General features: G+C 62.5%; 17 protein-coding genes. 13 read left to right on the forward strand and 4 right to left on the reverse strand.

All coding sequences use genetic code 11. The features are described from left to right. Positions 1-46 precede the first annotated feature (46 nt). On the reverse strand, positions 47-625 hold the full coding sequence (locus H8S23_RS05705; RefSeq protein ID WP_186887369.1) for a chromate transporter: 579 nt from the start codon (positions 623-625) through the stop codon (positions 47-49). Further along, positions 622-1,167, reverse strand: a complete 546-nt coding sequence (locus tag H8S23_RS05710; protein ID WP_186887370.1) for a chromate transporter — start codon at positions 1,165-1,167, stop codon at positions 622-624. The genes H8S23_RS05705 and H8S23_RS05710 overlap by 4 nt, the downstream gene beginning before the upstream one ends. Positions 1,168-1,685: 518 nt before the next feature. Between H8S23_RS05710 and H8S23_RS05715 the strand changes: the two genes are divergently transcribed. The 4 genes from H8S23_RS05715 (at position 1,686) to H8S23_RS05730 (ending at position 5,168) form a co-directional block, all read left to right on the forward strand. Beyond that, a complete protein-coding gene (locus H8S23_RS05715; protein WP_186887371.1) occupies positions 1,686-2,582 on the forward strand; it encodes a LytTR family transcriptional regulator DNA-binding domain-containing protein in 897 nt (298 codons plus the stop codon). Between the two features lie 195 nt (positions 2,583-2,777). After that, on the forward strand, positions 2,778-3,623 hold the full coding sequence (locus H8S23_RS05720) for an ABC transporter ATP-binding protein (RefSeq protein ID WP_186887372.1): 846 nt from the start codon (positions 2,778-2,780) through the stop codon (positions 3,621-3,623). Beyond that, entirely contained in the window at positions 3,620-4,339 is a 720-nt protein-coding gene (locus tag H8S23_RS05725) for an ABC transporter permease (protein ID WP_186887373.1), read from the forward strand. The genes H8S23_RS05720 and H8S23_RS05725 overlap by 4 nt, the downstream gene beginning before the upstream one ends. Before the next feature lie 76 nt (positions 4,340-4,415). Then, the gene (locus H8S23_RS05730; protein ID WP_186887374.1) at positions 4,416-5,168 is read left to right on the forward strand and encodes a GNAT family N-acetyltransferase; all 753 of its coding nucleotides are present in this window, start codon (positions 4,416-4,418) and stop codon (positions 5,166-5,168) included. A gap of 207 nt (positions 5,169-5,375) precedes the next feature. Here the strand turns inward: H8S23_RS05730 and H8S23_RS05735 are convergent, their stop codons facing one another. Both H8S23_RS05735 and H8S23_RS05740 read right to left on the reverse strand, forming a co-directional pair. Next, the gene (locus tag H8S23_RS05735) at positions 5,376-6,146 is read right to left on the reverse strand and encodes a helix-turn-helix domain-containing protein (protein WP_186887375.1); all 771 of its coding nucleotides are present in this window, start codon (positions 6,144-6,146) and stop codon (positions 5,376-5,378) included. Positions 6,147-6,441: 295 nt separating this feature from the next. Further along, positions 6,442-7,812, reverse strand: a complete 1,371-nt coding sequence (locus H8S23_RS05740; RefSeq protein WP_186887376.1) for an MATE family efflux transporter — start codon at positions 7,810-7,812, stop codon at positions 6,442-6,444. A 189-nt stretch (positions 7,813-8,001) separates the two neighbouring features. On the opposite strand from H8S23_RS05740, the gene H8S23_RS05745 reads away from it, so the two are divergent. From H8S23_RS05745 to H8S23_RS05785, 9 genes are all read left to right on the forward strand, one after another. Next, a complete protein-coding gene (locus H8S23_RS05745; RefSeq protein ID WP_186887377.1) occupies positions 8,002-8,826 on the forward strand; it encodes a histidinol-phosphatase in 825 nt (274 codons plus the stop codon). Between the two features lie 1,381 nt (positions 8,827-10,207). Further along, entirely contained in the window at positions 10,208-10,369 is a 162-nt protein-coding gene (locus H8S23_RS05750) for a hypothetical protein (RefSeq protein WP_186887378.1), read from the forward strand. A 262-nt stretch (positions 10,370-10,631) separates the two neighbouring features. Then, on the forward strand, positions 10,632-11,267 hold the full coding sequence (locus H8S23_RS05755) for a YczE/YyaS/YitT family protein (RefSeq protein ID WP_186887379.1): 636 nt from the start codon (positions 10,632-10,634) through the stop codon (positions 11,265-11,267). A gap of 85 nt (positions 11,268-11,352) precedes the next feature. Next, entirely contained in the window at positions 11,353-12,504 is a 1,152-nt protein-coding gene (locus H8S23_RS05760) for a BMP family lipoprotein (RefSeq protein ID WP_186887380.1), read from the forward strand. Between the two features lie 426 nt (positions 12,505-12,930). Next, positions 12,931-14,514 (forward strand): ABC transporter ATP-binding protein, encoded by a 1,584-nt coding sequence (locus H8S23_RS05765; RefSeq protein WP_341479897.1) that lies wholly within the window; start codon positions 12,931-12,933, stop codon positions 14,512-14,514. Next, on the forward strand, positions 14,498-15,616 hold the full coding sequence (locus tag H8S23_RS05770) for an ABC transporter permease (protein WP_186887382.1): 1,119 nt from the start codon (positions 14,498-14,500) through the stop codon (positions 15,614-15,616). Before H8S23_RS05765 ends, H8S23_RS05770 begins: the two co-directional genes overlap by 17 nt. After that, complete coding sequence (locus H8S23_RS05775; protein WP_186887383.1) at positions 15,613-16,440, forward strand: purine-nucleoside phosphorylase; 828 nt, start codon at positions 15,613-15,615, stop codon at positions 16,438-16,440. The genes H8S23_RS05770 and H8S23_RS05775 overlap by 4 nt, the downstream gene beginning before the upstream one ends. A 24-nt stretch (positions 16,441-16,464) precedes the next feature. Further along, complete coding sequence (locus H8S23_RS05780) at positions 16,465-17,448, forward strand: ABC transporter permease (protein ID WP_186887384.1); 984 nt, start codon at positions 16,465-16,467, stop codon at positions 17,446-17,448. Beyond that, positions 17,445-18,383: a nucleoside hydrolase gene (locus H8S23_RS05785; RefSeq protein ID WP_186887385.1), complete on the forward strand. Its 939-nt coding sequence runs from the start codon at positions 17,445-17,447 to the stop codon at positions 18,381-18,383. The genes H8S23_RS05780 and H8S23_RS05785 overlap by 4 nt, the downstream gene beginning before the upstream one ends. The last annotated feature ends 14 nt before the right edge of the window (positions 18,384-18,397 follow it).

Consider the following 18,397-nt stretch of genomic DNA (forward strand, 5'->3'; position numbering starts at 1 on the left):
GCCGCAAAAGCCCGGCCAGAGAAAGCCCGGGGCGGTGAAAGGGCGGTCAGGCCCCGCCGAAGCGGAACACCACGCCCACCACGGCCGACAGGGCCAAAAAGGCGGCGGGATGCAGGTTCTTGAGCTTTCCGATGCGGGTGAGCGCCAGCAGCACGGCTGCCAGCAGGAGGGCTTTCCAGTTCAAGACGGCCAGCAGGCCGCCGGAGGAAAAGGCGTCCAGGCGCAGCAGCGAGATGACCACCAGCGACCAGCAGGCGGCGGTGATCAGGCCGGTAGAGGCGGGCCGCAGGCCGTAAAAGGCGGCTTTGACATAACGGTTGTCTTTGAACGCGCGCAGAAAGCCCGCCACGATGAGGATGACGATGATGGAGGGGGTGATGAGCCCCAGCGTGGCGATCACCGCGCCCGGGATGCCCCCGGTGGTGTATCCCACATAGGTGGACATATTGATGCCGATAGGGCCCGGCGTGGATTCCGAGATCGCGACCATGTCCGCCAGCTGGGCATGGGTGAACCAGCCGGTGGCGTCGGAGATGTCATAGAGAAACGGCAGCGTGGCAAGGCCGCCGCCCACCGCAAAGAGGCCGGCTTTGAAAAATTCATAAAACAGCTGAAGATAGATCACTTGGAGACGCCCCCTTTCCGGCTCTGGATCAGCACGCCCGCAAGGCCGGAGGCCAGCACGAACCAGATGGGGGAAAGGTCCGTGCAGACGGCCAGCAGGGCGACTGCCGCATAGAGCGCCAGCGTGGGCTTGTCCACCACGGATTTTTTGAGCAGCTTCAAGATGGCGTTGAACACCAGCACGCAGACGCAGACGCGGATGCCGGCAAAAGCATTTTTTACCAGGGCAAGCTCGGCAAAATTGCTGATAAAGGCGGCGATGATCGTGATGATGATCAGCGAGGGAAAGACCACCCCCAGCGTGGCCACGATGCCGCCAAGCGCCCCGCGGCGGCGCTGCCCCACAAAGGTGGCGGTGTTGACGGCAATGATGCCGGGCGTGCACTGGCCGATGGCGTAGTAGTCCATTAGCTCGTCCTCGGTGACCCAGCCGCGCTGCTCCACCACCTCTTTTTGCAGCATGGGCAGCATGGCGTAGCCGCCGCCGAAAGTGAGGCCGCCGATCCGCGCAAAGGTCAAAAACAGATCGAGCAATTCTTTCATCCGATTCCTCCGCTCCGCGCCGGAAAGCGCTGTTTTCCCCGCCTGCGGCGGGCCGGGGGGGGCGGTATCCAAAGCCGCGCCGGGCCGCCCGGCAGGCATCTCCCGCCCCGCAGCCGCCCGGGCACCCTGCAAAAAAGCCGCGCCTGCCCGGCGCCCGGCTCAGAGTACCGTCCCTGAAACTCATAGTCCCAGTATAGCACGGTTTTTTTCAGATGGAAAATATTTGTTTGCTATGCTTTCCATAGGGCAAAGATATGGCAGGCAGTCAGACGGCAAAGGCCGAGGGGGGCGGGCCCCGGCCGGCGGGGAGAGGCGCAGGGGACGCCGGCGGAGCGCCCGCCGCGTCGGGCGTCCCCGCCTGAAAAGCGCAGGGAGGGGGAAGCGCTGCGCCCGGTGCCCGCCGCGCGCCCGGTGCGCCGCAGGGGTGGACTGCCCGCCCGGCGCGTGGTAAAATAACCGGGAAGCGCGCCGCCCTGCAAGCCCCCGGCGGCGCGGGCACACAGACGGGAGGTATGGCTGTGGAAGAACTGGAACTGCCCCAGGCCGCGGCGGCATTGGCCCGCGCGCCCGGCCAGTGCGCGGTCGAGTGCGCGCCGGCCCAGAGCGCCGCGCTGCTGCGGGCCATGCGCGCGGCAGGGCTGCAGCCGGGCGTCGTGTTCCGGGAGGACGCCCTGTATGAGCGGCTGCGGGCGGGGGAATACCTGGCCCTGTTCGCCGGGCTGTCCGGACACGCGGAACGCGCCGCCGGCGCGGCGCGCGCCATGGAACTGGAAGATCTGCTGGGACAGAAGATCTCCCGTCTGGACGAGGGCCAGCGGCGCAGGGTGTCGCTGGCGCGCGAGATCGCGAAAGCGCCGGACGCCTTTTTTCTGGAGGAACCGCTGTCGGGCCTGAAAGAACGCGAGATCGGCGTCGTGCTGCAATGGCTGGAAAGGGTGGGCGAGCAGGGGACGCCCCTGATCTGCACTACTGAGCTCTCCCGCTCTTTTTATCTGCTGCCGGGCGCCCACTACCGTCTGGACGGCCAGGATCTGCAGCTGGTGGAGAACGCTGCGGACCAGAGCGCGCCGCCCGAGGCCCAGGTGGAGAAGATTCCGGCGCGCGATGGGGAAAAGCTGCTGCTGTTCAACCCGGCGGACATCGATTATGCCGAGAGCGCGGACGGCCGCAGCCTGGTTTCGGTGCGCGGCTCCTGCTTTGCCTGCCCGCTCACGCTGGAAGAGCTGTCCGCCCGGCTGGAGCGGTACGGCTTTTTTCGCTGCCACCGCTCTTATCTGGTGAATATGCAAAAGGTGGAAGAGATCATCCGCTGGACCCGCAACAGCTATGCGCTGCGGGTAAAGGGCGGGCCCGAGGGCGGCGTCCCGCTCAGCAAGGGCAGGGTGGAGGAGATGAAAAGCCTCTATCGGTTCTGACCCTGTCCCCGGCGCGGCGCGCGGCCCGTTTTCCGGCTGCGGCGCGCCGGGCAGCGGCACGTTGCTGCTCCATTCGGCCCCCAAAATGCGCCGTTCGCGGTGTTTTTGTTGAAACCGGCGGCCGGGGCGGGGTAAGATGACAACGGCCGGCGGAGGAAAACTTTCCAAACAGACCCGGCCAAAGGAGTCGTTCAGATGGAGGAACAGATCACGATGCGCGGCGTCGGCATTTCGTTCGGCGGCGCGCAGGCCCTGCGGGATCTCACCTTTTCGGTGGGGCGGGGCGAAATTTTTGGCTTTCTTGGGCCCTCGGGCGCGGGCAAGACGACCACGATCAAGCTGCTGACCCGGCAGCTGACGGCGGACGAGGGCGAAATAGGCGTCTTTGGTGAACCCGTGGAAAAACTGGCCGGAGGCGCATTCCGCCGCATTGGGGTGCTCAGCGACAACAGCGGCGTCTATGAGCGGCTTACGGTACAGCAGAACCTGGAGCTGCTTGCGCAGCTGCGCGGGGTGGACAAGGCCCGCGTGCAGGAGCTGATCGAAGCGGTGGGGCTGGCCGACGCCCGCGGCAAGACGGCGAAAAAGCTGTCCCGCGGCATGCGCCAGCGGGTGATGCTGGCAGGGGCTGTGTTGCACCGGCCGCAGCTGCTCTTTCTCGATGAGCCCACCGCTTCGTTGGACCCGGGCACCACGGCCGGGATCCACGCGCTGCTGCGGCAGCTCAACGCGCAGGGCACCACTATTTTCCTCACCACCCATGACATGGAGGAGGCGGATAAGCTCTGCGGCCGCGTGGCCTTTTTGCATCACGGACATATCGAGGAATGCGGCGCGCCCGAGGAGCTGAAGCTCAAATACGCGAAAAACGAGATCGTGGCCCTGCTGGCGGACGGCCGCAGGGTCTCGGCTGAAAAGACCGCCGAGGGCCTGGACAGGATCCGCCGCGCCGCAGGGAGCTGCGCGATTCTCTCTGTCCATTCCCAGGAGCCGGATCTGGAAGAACTGTTTTTGCAGGTGACGGGGAGGAAACTGGCATGAAAACACATTGCACAAGGACCTGGGTGCTGCTGCGCAAGGACGCGGCGGATATGGTGAAAAACCCCAATATGCTGATCATGCTGCTGCTGCCGGTGCTCTTCTCCTGGATCTATACCTTTATCGGCGCGGAGACGGGCGAGCATCTGACTCCCGCGGCGGTGCTGACCCTTGCCACCCTGATGACCCTGGCGCTGGTGCCGCTGAGTTTGCTCTCGACCGCCATCGCGGAAGAAAAAGAAAAGAATACCCTGCGCACCCTGATGCTCACCGGCGTCACGGCGGGCGAATTTCTCACCTCCAAGGCGCTGGCCACCGAGCTGTCGATCGCGGTGGTGAGCACAGCGACCTTTTTTGTGGCCGGCGCCCCCGTCACGGCGCTGGCCCCCTATCTGGCCGCCAGCCTGCTGGGCGCCCTGCCCCTGCTGCTGCTGGGCGCGGTGATCGGCATCGCCAGCCGGGACCAGATGTCCACCGGCATCGCGGCCGCCCCGCTGGCGCTGCTGATGATGCTGCCCGCCATGTTTGGCGCTGCGGGCGGGGTGATCGGGTTCATCGCCCGGCTGATGCCCACGACGGCCGTGCTGGATCTGGTCTATGCCGCCATGGAGCTGCAGGCTTTGGACCTGGTTTCCAGCATGCTGGTGCTGGCGGTCTGGAGCGTCCTGAGCGCCGCGGTTTTTGCCCTGATCTACAAAAAGAAAAGGCTGGACAACTGAGCGGACGCCAAAGCGGAAAGGTGCGCAGCCGCCCGCGGGGCGCTGTGTAAATATAATGAGAGGAGACGCGACCGGGATGCAGCTGACGCGGGAGGAACTGGGGCGGGCCGGACCCTGCTTTGCCGGCTGGGAGGAGACGATGATCTGGTCCTGTCTGGACGGTTCGATGGGGCGCGTCTTTGTCGACGAACGGCAGGCCCCGCGGGCGGCCGCGGCCTCCATTGCGGATTTCTGCTTTTTGGCGGGCCGGCCGGACGCGGCGCTGCTGCGGGAGGCGGCGGCGGATGCCCCGCTGCTCGTCCCCCGCGGCGAGGCCTGGGCGGCGCTGATCGAGCGCGAATGGGGCGCGGGGGTGCAAAGATTCGAGCGGTATGCCACCCATAAAGATCCGCAGGCGTTCGACCGGACGCTGCTGCGGGAGCTTGCGGAAAAAATACCGGCCGGCTGCCGCGTCGTGCCCATCGGCGAAGCGCTTTATCACCGTCTTGCCGCGGAGGATTGGTCGCGGGATCTCTGCAGCCAGTTCCCCAGCTGGGCCGACTACCGGCGGCGGGGCCTGGGGTTTGCGGCGCTCTGCGGCGGCCGGCCGGTGTCGGGGGCGTCCTCTTACACCGTCTGGCAGGGCGGCCTGGAGATCGAGGTGGACACCGCGCCCGGCTCCCGCAGACGCGGCCTTGCCCGCGCCTGCGCGGCACGGCTCATCCTGGCCTGTCTGGACAGCGGGAAGTACCCCAGCTGGGACGCCCACAACGCCGGCTCCCTCGCCCTGGCGGAAAGCCTGGGCTATCGCAGCGCCGGGCCCTATCCGGCCTATGAGCGGACGCGGTAAAAGCGGCGCGGAGAAGCCGGTGTGGCTCAAAACGGCGGATAAAAGATAAAATAAAAAGAGCGAGTTTAATACTAATTGTATTAAACTCGCTCTTTTTGCTCTTTTTAAGACCCAGAAGCGCGGCCCCCGTCCCAAGACGAGCCGCCTTGCGGGCCGCGGCCGGGACCGCCGCCCGGTCTATTTCGGTCGGCCCGCGCGGGCAGAGCATCAGAACAGGAACAGCGTCAGCAGATCGCGCAGGGGCTTCCAGAGGCCGGGCGCCCATTGGGCCAGAAAGGCGCGGACCTCCGCCCGCGTGAGCTGATCGGCGCCCGACAGGGCGTGCAGGCCGCGCGCCTCGACCCCCACGGCCACCGGCGCGCTGGCAGCTGCGCCCACCGCGACGGAGGAAGCCGCGGCCGCCGCGCCCGCCGCATAGACGCCGACGGCGCAGGCCCCCAGGGCGACCACGCCCACGGCGACCCCTCCAAAGGCAAGGCAGCCCGCCGCGACGCCGCCAAGGGAGAGCAGCAGCCCCAGGGAGATCGCCCCAAAACTGAACAGTCCCGCCGAAAAACACCCCACGGATACCAGCCCCAGCGAGAAATTGCCCACTGCCACGATGCCGCGGGCCACCCGCAGGCCGCGCCCGCAGTTGATATGGACCAGCGGGACGCCGAACAGCGTGCGTTTCGACCTGTATTCCCAGTGGTCGTCCTGTACCACGTAGACCACGCGTTCGCCCTGTGCCGGCTGGGTGTCGCAGGCGTCGGGAGCGGCGCTTGCCCCGCCGGGCCCCTCCTCTTCGCCGCGCACCAGCGCGTCCAGCGAGATGCCGAACAGGCCGCTGAGCGCCAGCAGTTTGTCCAGATCGGGCGTGCTGCGGCCGGACTCCCATTTGCTGACCGCCTGCCGGGAGACCCCCACATAGTCGGCCAGCTGCTCCTGCGACCAGCCCCGGGCGCGCCGCAGGCAGACGAGATGTTCACTGAATTCCATATCTATTCCCTCTCTTTCCCATGCTCCCATCATACCCTGCCTGGTTGTTCCGGCGCAAGCAAGCGGGCGGTACAATTTGTCAACCAGAGGTTGCGGCGGCCTGAAAAACGGGTCAGATTTTTTAAAAAACATTTTTTGTGGAGATTGTAGAACAAAGATGCATTAAAAATAAAGTTTGAAAATGGAGCCGCCTCTCCCCGCTGCGCGGGCCGCAAAATGCGGCGGCGCGCCGGACGGAAAACAGAGAGGCTCTGCGCCGCTGCCCAAAACTGCTGCGCGGACGCCGCCGCCCCTGTCAGCGGGTAAGGGTGCGCACCCAGTTGTAGCTGTTCACCTTGAAAACAGCCACGATACATTTGAGCACCTGATCGCTTTTGAGGATGACAAAGACCCAGAGAGGGGGCGCGCCCCACACAAAAGCCGCCAGGGCGGAACAGGGGAGCACCAGCCCCCACATGAACAGCAGGTCGTTGATCATGACAAAGCGGGTGTCCCCGCCGCCGCGCACGATGCCGGTCAGGCAGGCCATCTGATAAGAGGTGCCCACCACCGTGACGCAGAGCACCAGGATGAATTGGCGCGCCAGTTCCAGCGAGGGGCCGGAGATGGCGTACAGGCGCAGCACGGGCTCGCGCAGGAAAAACAGGACCAGCCCCTCAAAGACCCCCACGGCCAGAAAAAGCGCCTGCAGGGTGCGGCAGTAGCGGCGCAGCTCTCCCTGCCGCCCGGCCCCGATGGTTTTGCCCACCGTCACGCCGGCCGCCGCCGCCGCACCGTAGCTGATCACGCTGACGATCTGAAAGATCGTGGTGGCGATGCTGTTGGCAGCGATGGCGCCGGAGCCCAGATGGCCCAGGATCGCGGTCTGCACCGCCATCGCCAGCCCCCAGATGCCGTTGGAAATAAAGATAGGCCCGCCGGCACGGGCGAGATCGGGCAAAAAGGAGAGATCGGGGGTTAAAAGTTCCCGCAGGCGAAAGCGCAGTTTCTGGTCTTTGCGCAGCAGATAGACTAAAAGGATGATCAGTTCCACGGTGCGGGAGACCAGCGTGGCGACGGCCGCGCCGGCGCTGCCCAGCCGGGGCAGCCCAAACCGCCCGAAGATCAGGCAATAGTTAAGGCAGACATTGATGCACAGGGTGGAGACAGAGAGCACCAGGCCGATGCGGACCGTTTCCACGCATTTCAGCGAGCCCACCAGCAGATTGGTCACGCTGAACAGCAGATAGGTAAAACAGACGATGCGCACATAGCGCACGCCCTCCGCCAGCACTGCAGCGTCGGAGGTAAAAAGAGAGAGGCAGGCGCGCGGGGCCAATAAGACCGCAAGAAAAAAGAAAAGCCCCACCCCAAAGCTGAGCCACAGGCCCAGGCGGATGATGCGCTTGATGCTGGCGGCGTCCCTGCGGCCCCAGTATTGGGCGCCGATGACCACCACCCCCTCCGCCACGCCGCTGGTAAGCATGAGCAGCAGGAACTGGATCTGGTTGGCCAGAGAAGCGCCGGAAAGCGCGGCTTCGCTGTAGCCGCCCAGCATGATGTTGTCGGCCAGGTTGACGCCGTGCGTGATCAGGTTCTGCAGGGCAACGGTCAGGGTAAGGGGCAGAAAAACGGCAAAAAAGGATCTGTCGTGGGTAAAAAAGGGCTCCTTGTTCCGTGTGTGCATCCCATCGCCTCCAGTTTGCTGAAAAAAGCTGCCCGGCGGGCCGCTTTTTTGACTATACCGCAAAAAGAGGCGGTTGTACAGCCCTTTGCTTTTTTTTGCACCGCCGCTATAATAAAAGACGGCAGCCCTGCCCAAAAGCCGGATCCGGCTAACGCGCGGCGGGGATATACTTTTTCCAAAGGAGCACCCATGAGAAAGACCAATTATCACACCCATACGGCCCGCTGCTTCCACGCTTCGGGCAGCGACGAGGCCTATGTGGAAAGCGCGCTGAAAAACGGCTATGAGGTGCTGGGATTTTCGGATCACAGCCCCTGGAACTATAATTCGGACTATGTGGCCACCATGCGCATGGCACCGGAAGAACTGCCGGGCTATCTTGCCAGCGTCCGTGCGCTGCGTGAAAAGTACGCGGGCCGCATCGAAATTTTAGCCGGGCTGGAATGTGAATATTATCCACGGTATATGGACTGGCTGCGGCAGACGATAAGCGAAAATGAACTGGACTATGTGATTTTCGGCAACCACTTTTACCGCTCGGATGAGGACGGCCCCTATTTTGGGCGCGCCACCAAAGACAGGGCCATGCTGCGGCGCTATGTCGACAGCTCTCTCGAGGGGCTGGAGAGCGGGCTTTACGCCTATTTTGCGCACCCCGACCTGTTCATGCGCTGCTATCCGGGGTTTGACGCGGATGCCCGGGCCGCCAGCCGTGAACTCTGCCGCGGCGCAAAACAGCTGGGCGTGCCGCTGGAATACAATTTGATGGGTGCGCTCTACAACGACAGCTATCATGTGGACGGCTATCCCTTTGAGGGCTTCTGGCGCATTGCGGCGGCGGAAGGCTGCACGGCTGTCATCGGGGTGGACGCCCACGCGCCGGAACAGCTGGAGACCGACCGCTTTCGCGATGAGGGTCTGCGCCTGCTGCGGGGGTTGGGCATGGAGATCGCCGACGAGATCCCGCTGCGCACCAGGCGCAGGGACAAGGGGAGCCGGGACCAGCGGCCGTGACCGTACCCCCGGCAGAGAGAACCGGGACGCGCGGGCAGCAACGGCGCTGACCGCGGTTTTGATGGGACCCGGCAGAGGGAACGGGAGGTGCTGTAGGCAGCGGCGCTGACTGCAGTTTTGATGGGTTTTAGGCGGAAGAGAGAAGAGCACCCCCGGTTTTCACATATGAGGGCCGGGCCCGCTGCGCCCCTGTGCCCGCAGAGGTACAGCCGGACTTTCGGCTGTTCTGTTCTGTGCCCAGGAAGCCTTGCCGGCAAGGAATTTTCTCTGGCGGCAGGCGGGCCTTTTTGAGGCGCAGGTCTTTTGAAAAGGATTTCTTTTCGATCAGGACAGAGGCAAAGTGGAGGGCGGCAGTTCAGAGGGCAGCAGTTCGGTTTTTTGAGTTTCAAATATTCATTTTTTATGAAATTATAAACTAGAGTATTTCAGATAAAAACAGGGACGCCGTTTTGAGAAACAGCCCGCGGGCGGCCGCAGTCCCAGGCTGGTCGCCGGACAAAAGACGGAGGCGGGAAAAGAGCGCAGGGAAAAGAGCGCAGGGAAAAGAGCGCAGGGAAAAGAGCGCAGGGAAAAGAGCGCAGGGAAAAGAGCAGGGGAACGGTCTGTCGGCTTTTTAAAAGCGACTTTGGATAAAGCAAAAAAGCAGAGAGCGCCTTTCACTTTCGGCGCTCCGGCCCCGTTTTTATAGGATAGGATCGCCGCGCTGGCTGTCGCTTGCCGTATTTTGTAAACTGGCAATGCGGACTTTTTTGTACCTGCCCCGGCCTGCGCTTTCAGGGAGATGACCGAGACGGGCGCATCCCGATGCGCCGGTGCAGCCGCCCCTCTGTGGGGAGGTTCCAGGGAGGCTGGAGAATTGCGATATATTCTTGTTTTGTGAAAAACACCTGCGGCGCTTTTTTGCCTCGGTCCCGGGCTGTACCCGGGAAAAGCGGGAGAGATCCGCAGCGGCCTGCGGACTTTCACGGTATTGGCCTGCTTTCCCGTGCTCCCGGTTCCACCGGCATCGGGCGCGGCCCGAGGTGCGGTCGCGCTGCGGTTTTGCTGTGGTCGCCCAAAGCGGCAAAAGCCCCTACCCTCACCCCCCAAAAGCTCCAAAACTCACCGCGGCCTATGGGATTTCGCGGTACTGCCGGCTTCCTGACACGCCAGTTTTCACCGGCACCGGCCCCGGACGCTCTGCGTTCGTGCCACGTTTTTTCCCCCGGCGTCCAAAACAGCAAAACCTCTAGAACCTCCCAAAAAACCACCGCGGCCTATGGGATTTCGCGTTATTGGCCCGCTTCCCGGCACGCCAGTTTTCCCCGGCATCGGGTGCGGCCTACATTGCGCCCGCGCCGCGGTGAGGTCATTCCATCGGGGGAGGCCTGGCGCGGAGAAAATGATAAATTATTGCTGTTATCCAGAAGAAAAAGCCGTTTTTCAGTTTGCGAAGCGCAAAATGTCTGCGGTGCAAACAGAGAAAAATGCTGCTGTAAAGCCAAAAAAAGAGGAAAAAACAATAAAAAAAGTGACGAGTGATGCAAAAAATAAATCAATCTAGCCAAAAAATGGGGGTTGACATCTGCAAAAATTCTTGCTATGATGGCGTTGCAGATGTGAATTCACATTCCGTGAGAAAAGGCTGCCTAAAAGCAATATATTATATAATTTATATAATATATATACAGGCTTTTCTCCAAAGCGCAGCGCAAAATTGAATACGGTTTTTCTGACGAAGTAATAGCTGACTGAATCGAAAAGTTGTAGCATACTGACTCGGCCCTTGGGTTGAGAAGTATGCTACTTTTTTTTAGGGAGGGAGTATGCGGCTCAAGGCAAAATTCGGCCAAATGTGCAAGGATACCATTTTGATCTGCGCGGGGCTTTTTGTGATGGCCCTTGGCTCCGCGCTGGTCTACCAGGCCGCGCTGGGCACCGGCTCTATCGGCACCATGGTGGACGGCGTCCATCACGCGCTGGGCATTTCACGGGGCCTGGCGGATATCACGGTGAGCCTGGTGCTTTTGGCGATCGTGTGCCTGACGGCAAGGGATCTCATCAACATCGGCACGATGATCAGCCTGTTTTTCACCGGGTTTTCCATCGATTTCTGGAAGTGGGTGCTCACATTTCTCCCCGCGCCCTCCACCGCGGGCGTTTACGCCATGTACGCGGCGGGGCTGGTGCTGGGGGCGATGGGGACAGGCTTTTACATCGCGGTCAACGCGGGAGTCAGCGCCTATGACGCTTTTATCATGACGGTCTACCGGCTCACCCGCTGGCAGTACCGCTACGCAAAGATCTTTGCGGATTTTTTGCTGATGCTGGTGGGCATCCTGCTGGGCGGCACCATCGGCGTGGGCACGGTGATCAGCACGGTGGCAAGCGGGTTTTTGACCCAGTTTTTTATCAAGCGCAGCACCCGGCTGCTGGGCCGCCGTGCGGTGCTGACCAACTGACTGTTCTTTGTGCGAAGGCCCCGGCTTCGGTTCTGGGACGCGGCGGGGGAAAAGTTTTAGAAAAAGATTTTAGGAGGAAAGAACCATGAAAAAGTTTTTAGCGACCCTCATGAGCATCACCCTGGCGGCCTCCATGCTGCTGACCGGCTGCGGCGGTGGCGGCGGCCAATCCGCGGCGGGGTCGGGCTCGGCCCCTGAGGCAGGCGGCACGGCGGGCAAGGACGCCAAAAATATCGTCTATGTGACCAGCAGCTCTCTGGGCGACGACCCGCTGGTGGACCTGGTGTGGGATTCGGTGAAAAGCGCGGGCGAGGATTTCGGCATGAACACCAAGTGCGTCGAGCTGAACAACGACACCTCGCTGTACGCCTCCAGCATCATCGACCTGTGTGAATCCGGCGAATGGGATCTGATCATCACCGGCTTTTTCCAGATGATCGACCCGGTCTGCGAGGCTGTGGCGGAATACCCGGACCAGCACTTTATGGTTTTTGACAGCTCGCTGGACTACAGCACCGGCGAGTTTGAGAACTGCGTGTCGGTGGAGGGCCTGCAGAACGAGGGCTCTTTCCTGGCGGGGGTGCTGGCGGCCTGCCTGACCACCAGCGGCAAGGACGGCTTCAACGACGACAAGGTCATCGGCTGCGTGATGGCGAACCCCGGCATGCTGGACGATTTCCTGGCCGGCTATATCGACGGCGCCAAATGGGTCGACCCTGCGATCGAGGTCCTTTACTCCTACAATGGCAGCTTCAGCGACACGGCCGGCGCCTCTGAGCACGCGCTGGCCCAGTTCAACCGCGGCGCGGACATCGTGTACTCGGTCAACGGCGCGGCCGGCCTGGGCGTTGCGGACGCTGCCCTGCAGGCGGGCCATTACATGATCGGCGTGGACACCGACCTGGCGGCCGAGGTCTCGGGCAACAACGCGGCCATGGCGCAGCGGATCGTCACCTCCGTGTGCAAGGATTTCGGCACCATCCTGTATGACCAGCTGGAAAAATATGCGGACGGCACGCTGGAATTCGGCACCCACACCCGTTACGGCCTGGCAGATCACGGCATGTTTATTGTGGAGAACGAGTACTTTGACGCGGTGGTGGACGACGAGATCAAAGCCAAGCTGAAAGAGGCCGAAGAGGCTGTCGCCAGCGGCGAGGTCAAAGTGAGCACCGTCATCGGCGCCAGTGACGAAGAGTATGCGGAGATCCTCAGCCGCGCCAGCGCCGCCGAGTAAGGCGGCAGACAGCGGGGCGGCGCTTCGCATCCGCCCTGTCGGCACAGGGAGCCCGGCCCCAACGGGCCGGGCTTTTTATGCCGGAGGACAGACGGGATGGGAGGGCGCAAAAAATAGCTTTTGGGCTGTTTTCGATCATTCGCCCGGCCGCCGCGCAGGCGGCGGGGGCGGGGCCGTTAAGACAAGCTGTTTTTTCGGCCAACGCCCCGGCTGTCCCGCAGGGACGAGGGGCGGACCTATTAAAACAAGTGAGGATAAGTCGTTTTTATTGCGGAGCGACAAAGGGCAGCCGCGGCGGAATGCGGGCTGTTTTTCAGGCCATCTGTTGGGACGTCCGCGGCAGCGGCGGGGGACAGATGCAGTTTAAAACAAGCGGGTTTTATGGCTTTGCGGCGCAGAGCTGTAAAAGAGCAAGGAGGAATGAATGTGGGCAGCACGACGCAGACGGCGGCCGACGTCCTTTCGATGCAGCATATCACCAAGATCTATGGCAACGGCTTCATGGCCAACAAGGATATCTGCTTTTCCGTGCGCAAAGGCGAGATCCACGGACTGGTGGGAGAAAACGGCGCCGGCAAATCTACTTTAATGAAAGTCCTTTTTGGGCAGGAAGTGCCCGAAGAGGGAAAGATCTTTATCAACGGGGAAGAGGTCAGCATCTCCAACCCCCTGGTGGCGCTGGACTATGGCATCGGCATGGTGCATCAGCATTTCATGCTCGTCCCCTCGCTGACCGTGGCGGAGAATATGGTGCTGGGCGTGGAGCCCCGCAAAGGCAAGATGTTTTTTGACTACAAAAAGGCAGCCCGTATGACCCGGGAGGTGGCGGAAAAATACAATCTGCCCATCAACCCCGACAAGCGGGTGATGGACCTGTCGGTGGGGTATAAGCAGCGGGTGGAGATCCTCAAGATCCTGCTGCGCGGCGCAAAGATCCTGCTGCTGGACGAGCCCACAGCGGTGCTCACCCCCCAGGAGACCGCCGAACTTTTTGTACAGCTGAAGAACTTGAAAAAAGAGGGCTTCACCATTGTTTTCATCTCCCACAAGCTGAACGAGATCAAGGAGATCTGCGACCGCATCACCGTGCTGCGGGACGGCCAGGTGGTGGGCTCGGCGGAGATCGGCGAGGTCAGCGAACAGGATATCTCGCGCATGATGGTGGGCCGGGACGTTTTGATGGACATTGAAAAAGGCGCCCCGCAGCCGCGGGAGGGCATTCTCAGCGTGCGGGGGCTGGGGTTCACCAATATGTACGGCAAAAAGGCGCTGCGGGACGTTTCCTTTGATCTGCGCTGCGGCGAGATCGTGGGCATCGCCGGCGTGGAGGGCAACGGCCAATCAGAGCTGGCCTCCATCCTTACCGGGCTGGAGCGGCCGCAGGAGGGGCGTGTCCTGCTCAACGGCCGGGACGCCTCGAAGATGTCCATCCGCAAAATGCGGGAGGAGCAGGTCTCGTTTATCTCGGAGGACCGCATGGTCTACGACCTGGTGCGGGACGCCACCATCGGCGAAAACCTGATCTCGGACCGGTATTATAAAAAGGAATACCGCAGGGGCCCGCTGATGGACCAGAAAAAGATGGACCGGGAGGCGGAAGAGCTGATCGAGGGCTATCTGGTGGCCTGCGATGGCCGGGACGCGTATATGCGCACCCTGTCAGGCGGCAATATGCAGAAGGTCATCACCGCGCGGGAGTGCTCTTCCCACCCGCGGCTGCTCATTGCCAGCCAGCCCACCCGCGGCATCGACGTGGGCGCCACCGAGTTTATCCGCAAGCGTCTGGTGGAGCTGCGGGACCAGGGGGCGGCGATCCTGCTGTTCTCCGCCGACCTGGCCGAGATCATGCAGGTCAGCGACCGCATCCTGGTGTTCCATGGCGGGCGGATCGTGGCGCATATCCCGCGGGCGGAGGAAGTCGACGAAAATATCCTGGGCGAGTATATGCTCGGGCTGCGCACGCAGAGCGAAGAAGAGATAGGGGGCGCCGTGTTTGAGAACAAAAACTAAAAATGTGGAAGCGATCGAAAAGCGCTTTACCGTCATCCGCACCCTGGTAGGGGTGGGGATCGCGCTGGTGATCGCGCTGGCGCTGATCGCAGCGGTCAGCGACAACCCGTTCGAAGCGCTGATGGGCTTTCTCACCGGGCCGCTGACCTCGATCAACCGGCTGGGCAACGTGGTGGAAAAGGTCATCCCGCTGCTGTTCACCGGCACGGCGGTCTGCATCGTGTTCGCCTGCGGGCAGATCAGCCTGTGCATCGAGGGCGTCTTTTACATCACCGGCATCGCCTGCGCGGCGGTCGCCACCCAGTCCGGCATCGCGGCCGGGCTGCATCCGCTGCTCTGCATCCTGGCGGCGGGCGTGCTGGGGGCGCTGATCTGCGCCATCCCGGCGCTGATGTACATCCGGTTTGACACCATGACGGTGGTCTCCTCGCTGATGATCAACTTCATCTGCCTGTACATCGGCAAGTATCTGATGCACTATGTGATGCGGGACCCCGCGGCGGGCTTTGACGCCTCGGCAAAATACGAAAAAAGCGCCCGGCTGTTCAAGCTCTTTTCCAAAACGAACATTCATTTCGGCCTTGTCATCGCCGCGGTCGTGGTCGTCGTGGGCTTTTATGCACTGTACAGGAGCCCGTGGGGCTATGGGGTGCGGATGACCGGACTGGGCGCCAGCTTTGCGCGCTTCCAGGGCATCGGCGTGGCGGGCATGATCCTTACCGCATCCATGGCGGGCGGCTTTCTGGCCGGTATGGGCGGCGCCGTAGAGCAGCTGGGCATGTACAAGCGCTTTTCCTACGACGGCCTGTCAGGCCATGGGTGGGACGGCATCATGATCGCGGTCATCGCCCAGAACAACCCCAAATTCGTCCCGCTGGCGGCCCTGTTCGTGGCCTATATCAGCACCGGGGCGGATGTGGTGAACCGCACCTGCGACGTGCCCATCGAGATTATCAACATCGTCCAGGCCGTCATCATCATGTTTGTGGCAGCCGAGCGCTTCCTTGCGGGCTGGAAACAGCGCAAGATCGTGCAGGCGTCGCAGCAGGCGCAGATGGAGAAGCTGGCCGGGGAGCAAAAGGAAGGAGCGGAAAAGGCATGAACAAGGCATATGAAAAACTGCAGAACTGCACCCGCATCGTGCGGGAAAAGATAGGGGACTTTACCCCGAAGGTCGCCCTGGTGCTGGGCACCGGGCTGGGGGGCTTTGGCGAAAAGGTCGAACAGCCCATCGTGGTGGATTACCACGAGATCGAGGGCTTTCCCGTCTCGACGGTGGTGGGCCATGCGGGCCGGTTCATTTTCGGCACGGTTGCCGGCGTGCCGGTGGTGGTGATGCAGGGCCGGGTACACTATTACGAGGGCTATTCCATGGAGGACGTGGTGCTGCCCATCCGGCTGATGGGCCTGCTGGGCGCGCAGGTGCTGTTCCTCACCAACGGGGTGGGGGCTGTGAACCGCAGTTATCGCCCGGGCGACCTGATGCTGATGCGGGACCATTTGTCCCTCTTTATCCCCTCGCCGCTTTTGGGCGCAAACATGGATGAGCTGGGCCCCCGCTTCCCCGACATGACCCATGTCTACCGCGAGGACCTGTGCGAGGCCATCCGCAGCGCGGCGGCACAGCTGCGCCTGCGCTTGCAGGAGGGCGTCTATGTCCAGCTGACCGGCCCTCAGTACGAGACGCCGGAAGAGATCCGGGTGCTGGAAAAACTGGGCGGGGACGTAGTGGGCATGAGCACCGTCTGCGAGGCCATTGCGGGCAACCACATGGGCCTGCGGGTCTGCGGGATCTCGGCCATCGGCAATATGGGCGCGGGGATCCGGGATGAAGTGCTCACCCACGAGCCCAAGGACGAGGTGGACCAGAACTTTGCCGATCTGGTGACGGCCTCGATCCGGAATATTTCCCAGCTGCTGTCTTAGCGGCGGAGGACCGGGAGGATAACAATGAATGATTTGATGACCTTTGTTTTGTCGCCCGCCTTCGCCAATGCGATCATCCGCATGAGCACGCCGCTGATCTTTGTCTCGATGGCGGCGGTGCTGGGCGCAAAGGCGAATATCCTCTGTATTGCCTATGAGGGCATGATGCTGTTTGCCGCACTGGGCGGCGTCATCGGCAGCGCTCTGTCCCAGAACCTGCTGGTGGGCATGCTCTGCGGCGTCCTGGCCGGCAGCCTCATCGCCGGGCTGTTCGCCTATTTCGTGCTGGTGCTCAAGACCAAGGACATGCTGGTGGGCCTGGCGCTGAACACGCTGGGCAGCGGCGGCACCATCTTTGCGCTGTATGTCATGTCGGGGCAAAAGGCAAGCTCCATCTCGCTCAACAGCCTGCAGTTCCCCGTGATCCACATCCCTTTCATCGAAGATATCCCGGTGCTGGGCGGCATTATCTCCGGGCACAACCTGCTGACCTATCTTGCCTATCTGTCGGTGATCCTGGTGTATCTGCTGCTTTATAAGACCCCGCTGGGCCTGCGCATCCGCTCGGTGGGCGAAAGCCCGGACGCGGCCGAGTCGGTGGGCACCAATGTGGTAAAGACCCGGGTGATCGCCCTGATGATCGGGGGCGTGCTGGCGTCCTTCGGCGGCATGTTCATGTCCATGGGCTACACCCCCTATTTTACCCGGGACATGATGAACGGACGGGGCTACAACGCCATTGCGGCGCAGAACCTGGGCGCAGGGCATCCCATCCTCACGCTGCTGTGCTCCATCCTGTTCGGCGCCGCCGATGCGTTCGGCATCGCGCTGCAGACCTCGCGCCTGCCGCCGCAGCTGGCCTCGATGGTGCCCTATATCACCACGCTGGTCGGCCTGATCATCATCGGGCAGGCCCGCCGCAAGCAGGAAAAGAAGCGGGCCCTGGCGCTGGGCGCGCGGGAGCTGGCCGCTGAGCAGGAAAGCGCTTCTCAGGGGGTGAAAGGATGAGACGGCTGCTGATCGACACCGATACCGGCGGCGACGACGCGGTTGCGCTGATCATGGCGCTGCGGGACCCGGGCGTCCGGGTGGAAGCCGTCACCACCGTGATGGGAAATGTGGAGGTGGAACAGGCGACCCAAAATGCGCTGCTGGCCATCGAACGGGCGGGCACCTATGCGCCGCCGGTGTACAGGGGGCTGCATAACGCGGTGCTCAACGAGCCGCTGGTAAATAAAAACTTTGACATCCACGGGCGGGACGGCATGGGCGATCTGGGTCTGCTGCCCCCCGCCCTGCGTCCCCAGCAGGAGCACGCGGTGGATTTTTTGATCCGCACCATCGAGGCGCAGCCCGGCGAGTTTGAGATGGTCACGCTGGGCCCGGTCACCAACCTGGCCTGGATCAGCCTGCGGTCCCCCGGCACGCTGGCAAAGCTCAAGCGGATCACCATGATGATGGGCACCGGCCCCTATTTCGGCAACGCCACCCCGCTGGCGGAGGGCAACGCGCGCATGGATCCCGAGGCGCTGGATATCGTGCTGCGGGACGCCGGGACCGAGCTGGTACTGGTGGGCTGGGACCTGTGCATCAACGAATATCTTTTTACGGAAGAAGACCTGAAACGCCTGCGGGAGACCGAGTCCGAGACGGCGAGATTCTGTCTGGACATCAACCACAACCTGGTGGAGCTGAACGAGCGCCGTTTTGGCGCGCGGGTGCTGGATCTTGCCGACCCGGTGGCCATGGCGGTGGCGCTGGAGCCGGACCTGGTGGAGCAGAGCGTCACCGCCTACACGCGGGCGGAGACCAATAAAGGCCTGGCCTACGGGGCCATCGCAGTGGATCACTGCCATCAAAGCGGCAGGGTGCCCAACGCCACCACCTGTACCAAGCTGGACGCCAAACGGCTGAAGCGCTGTATCCTCAGCCATATCATTTGAAACGGGATAAAAAG

This window comes from Anaerofilum hominis, from assembly GCF_014287275.1.
GTDB lineage: Bacteria > Bacillota > Clostridia > Oscillospirales > Ruminococcaceae > Pygmaiobacter > Pygmaiobacter hominis.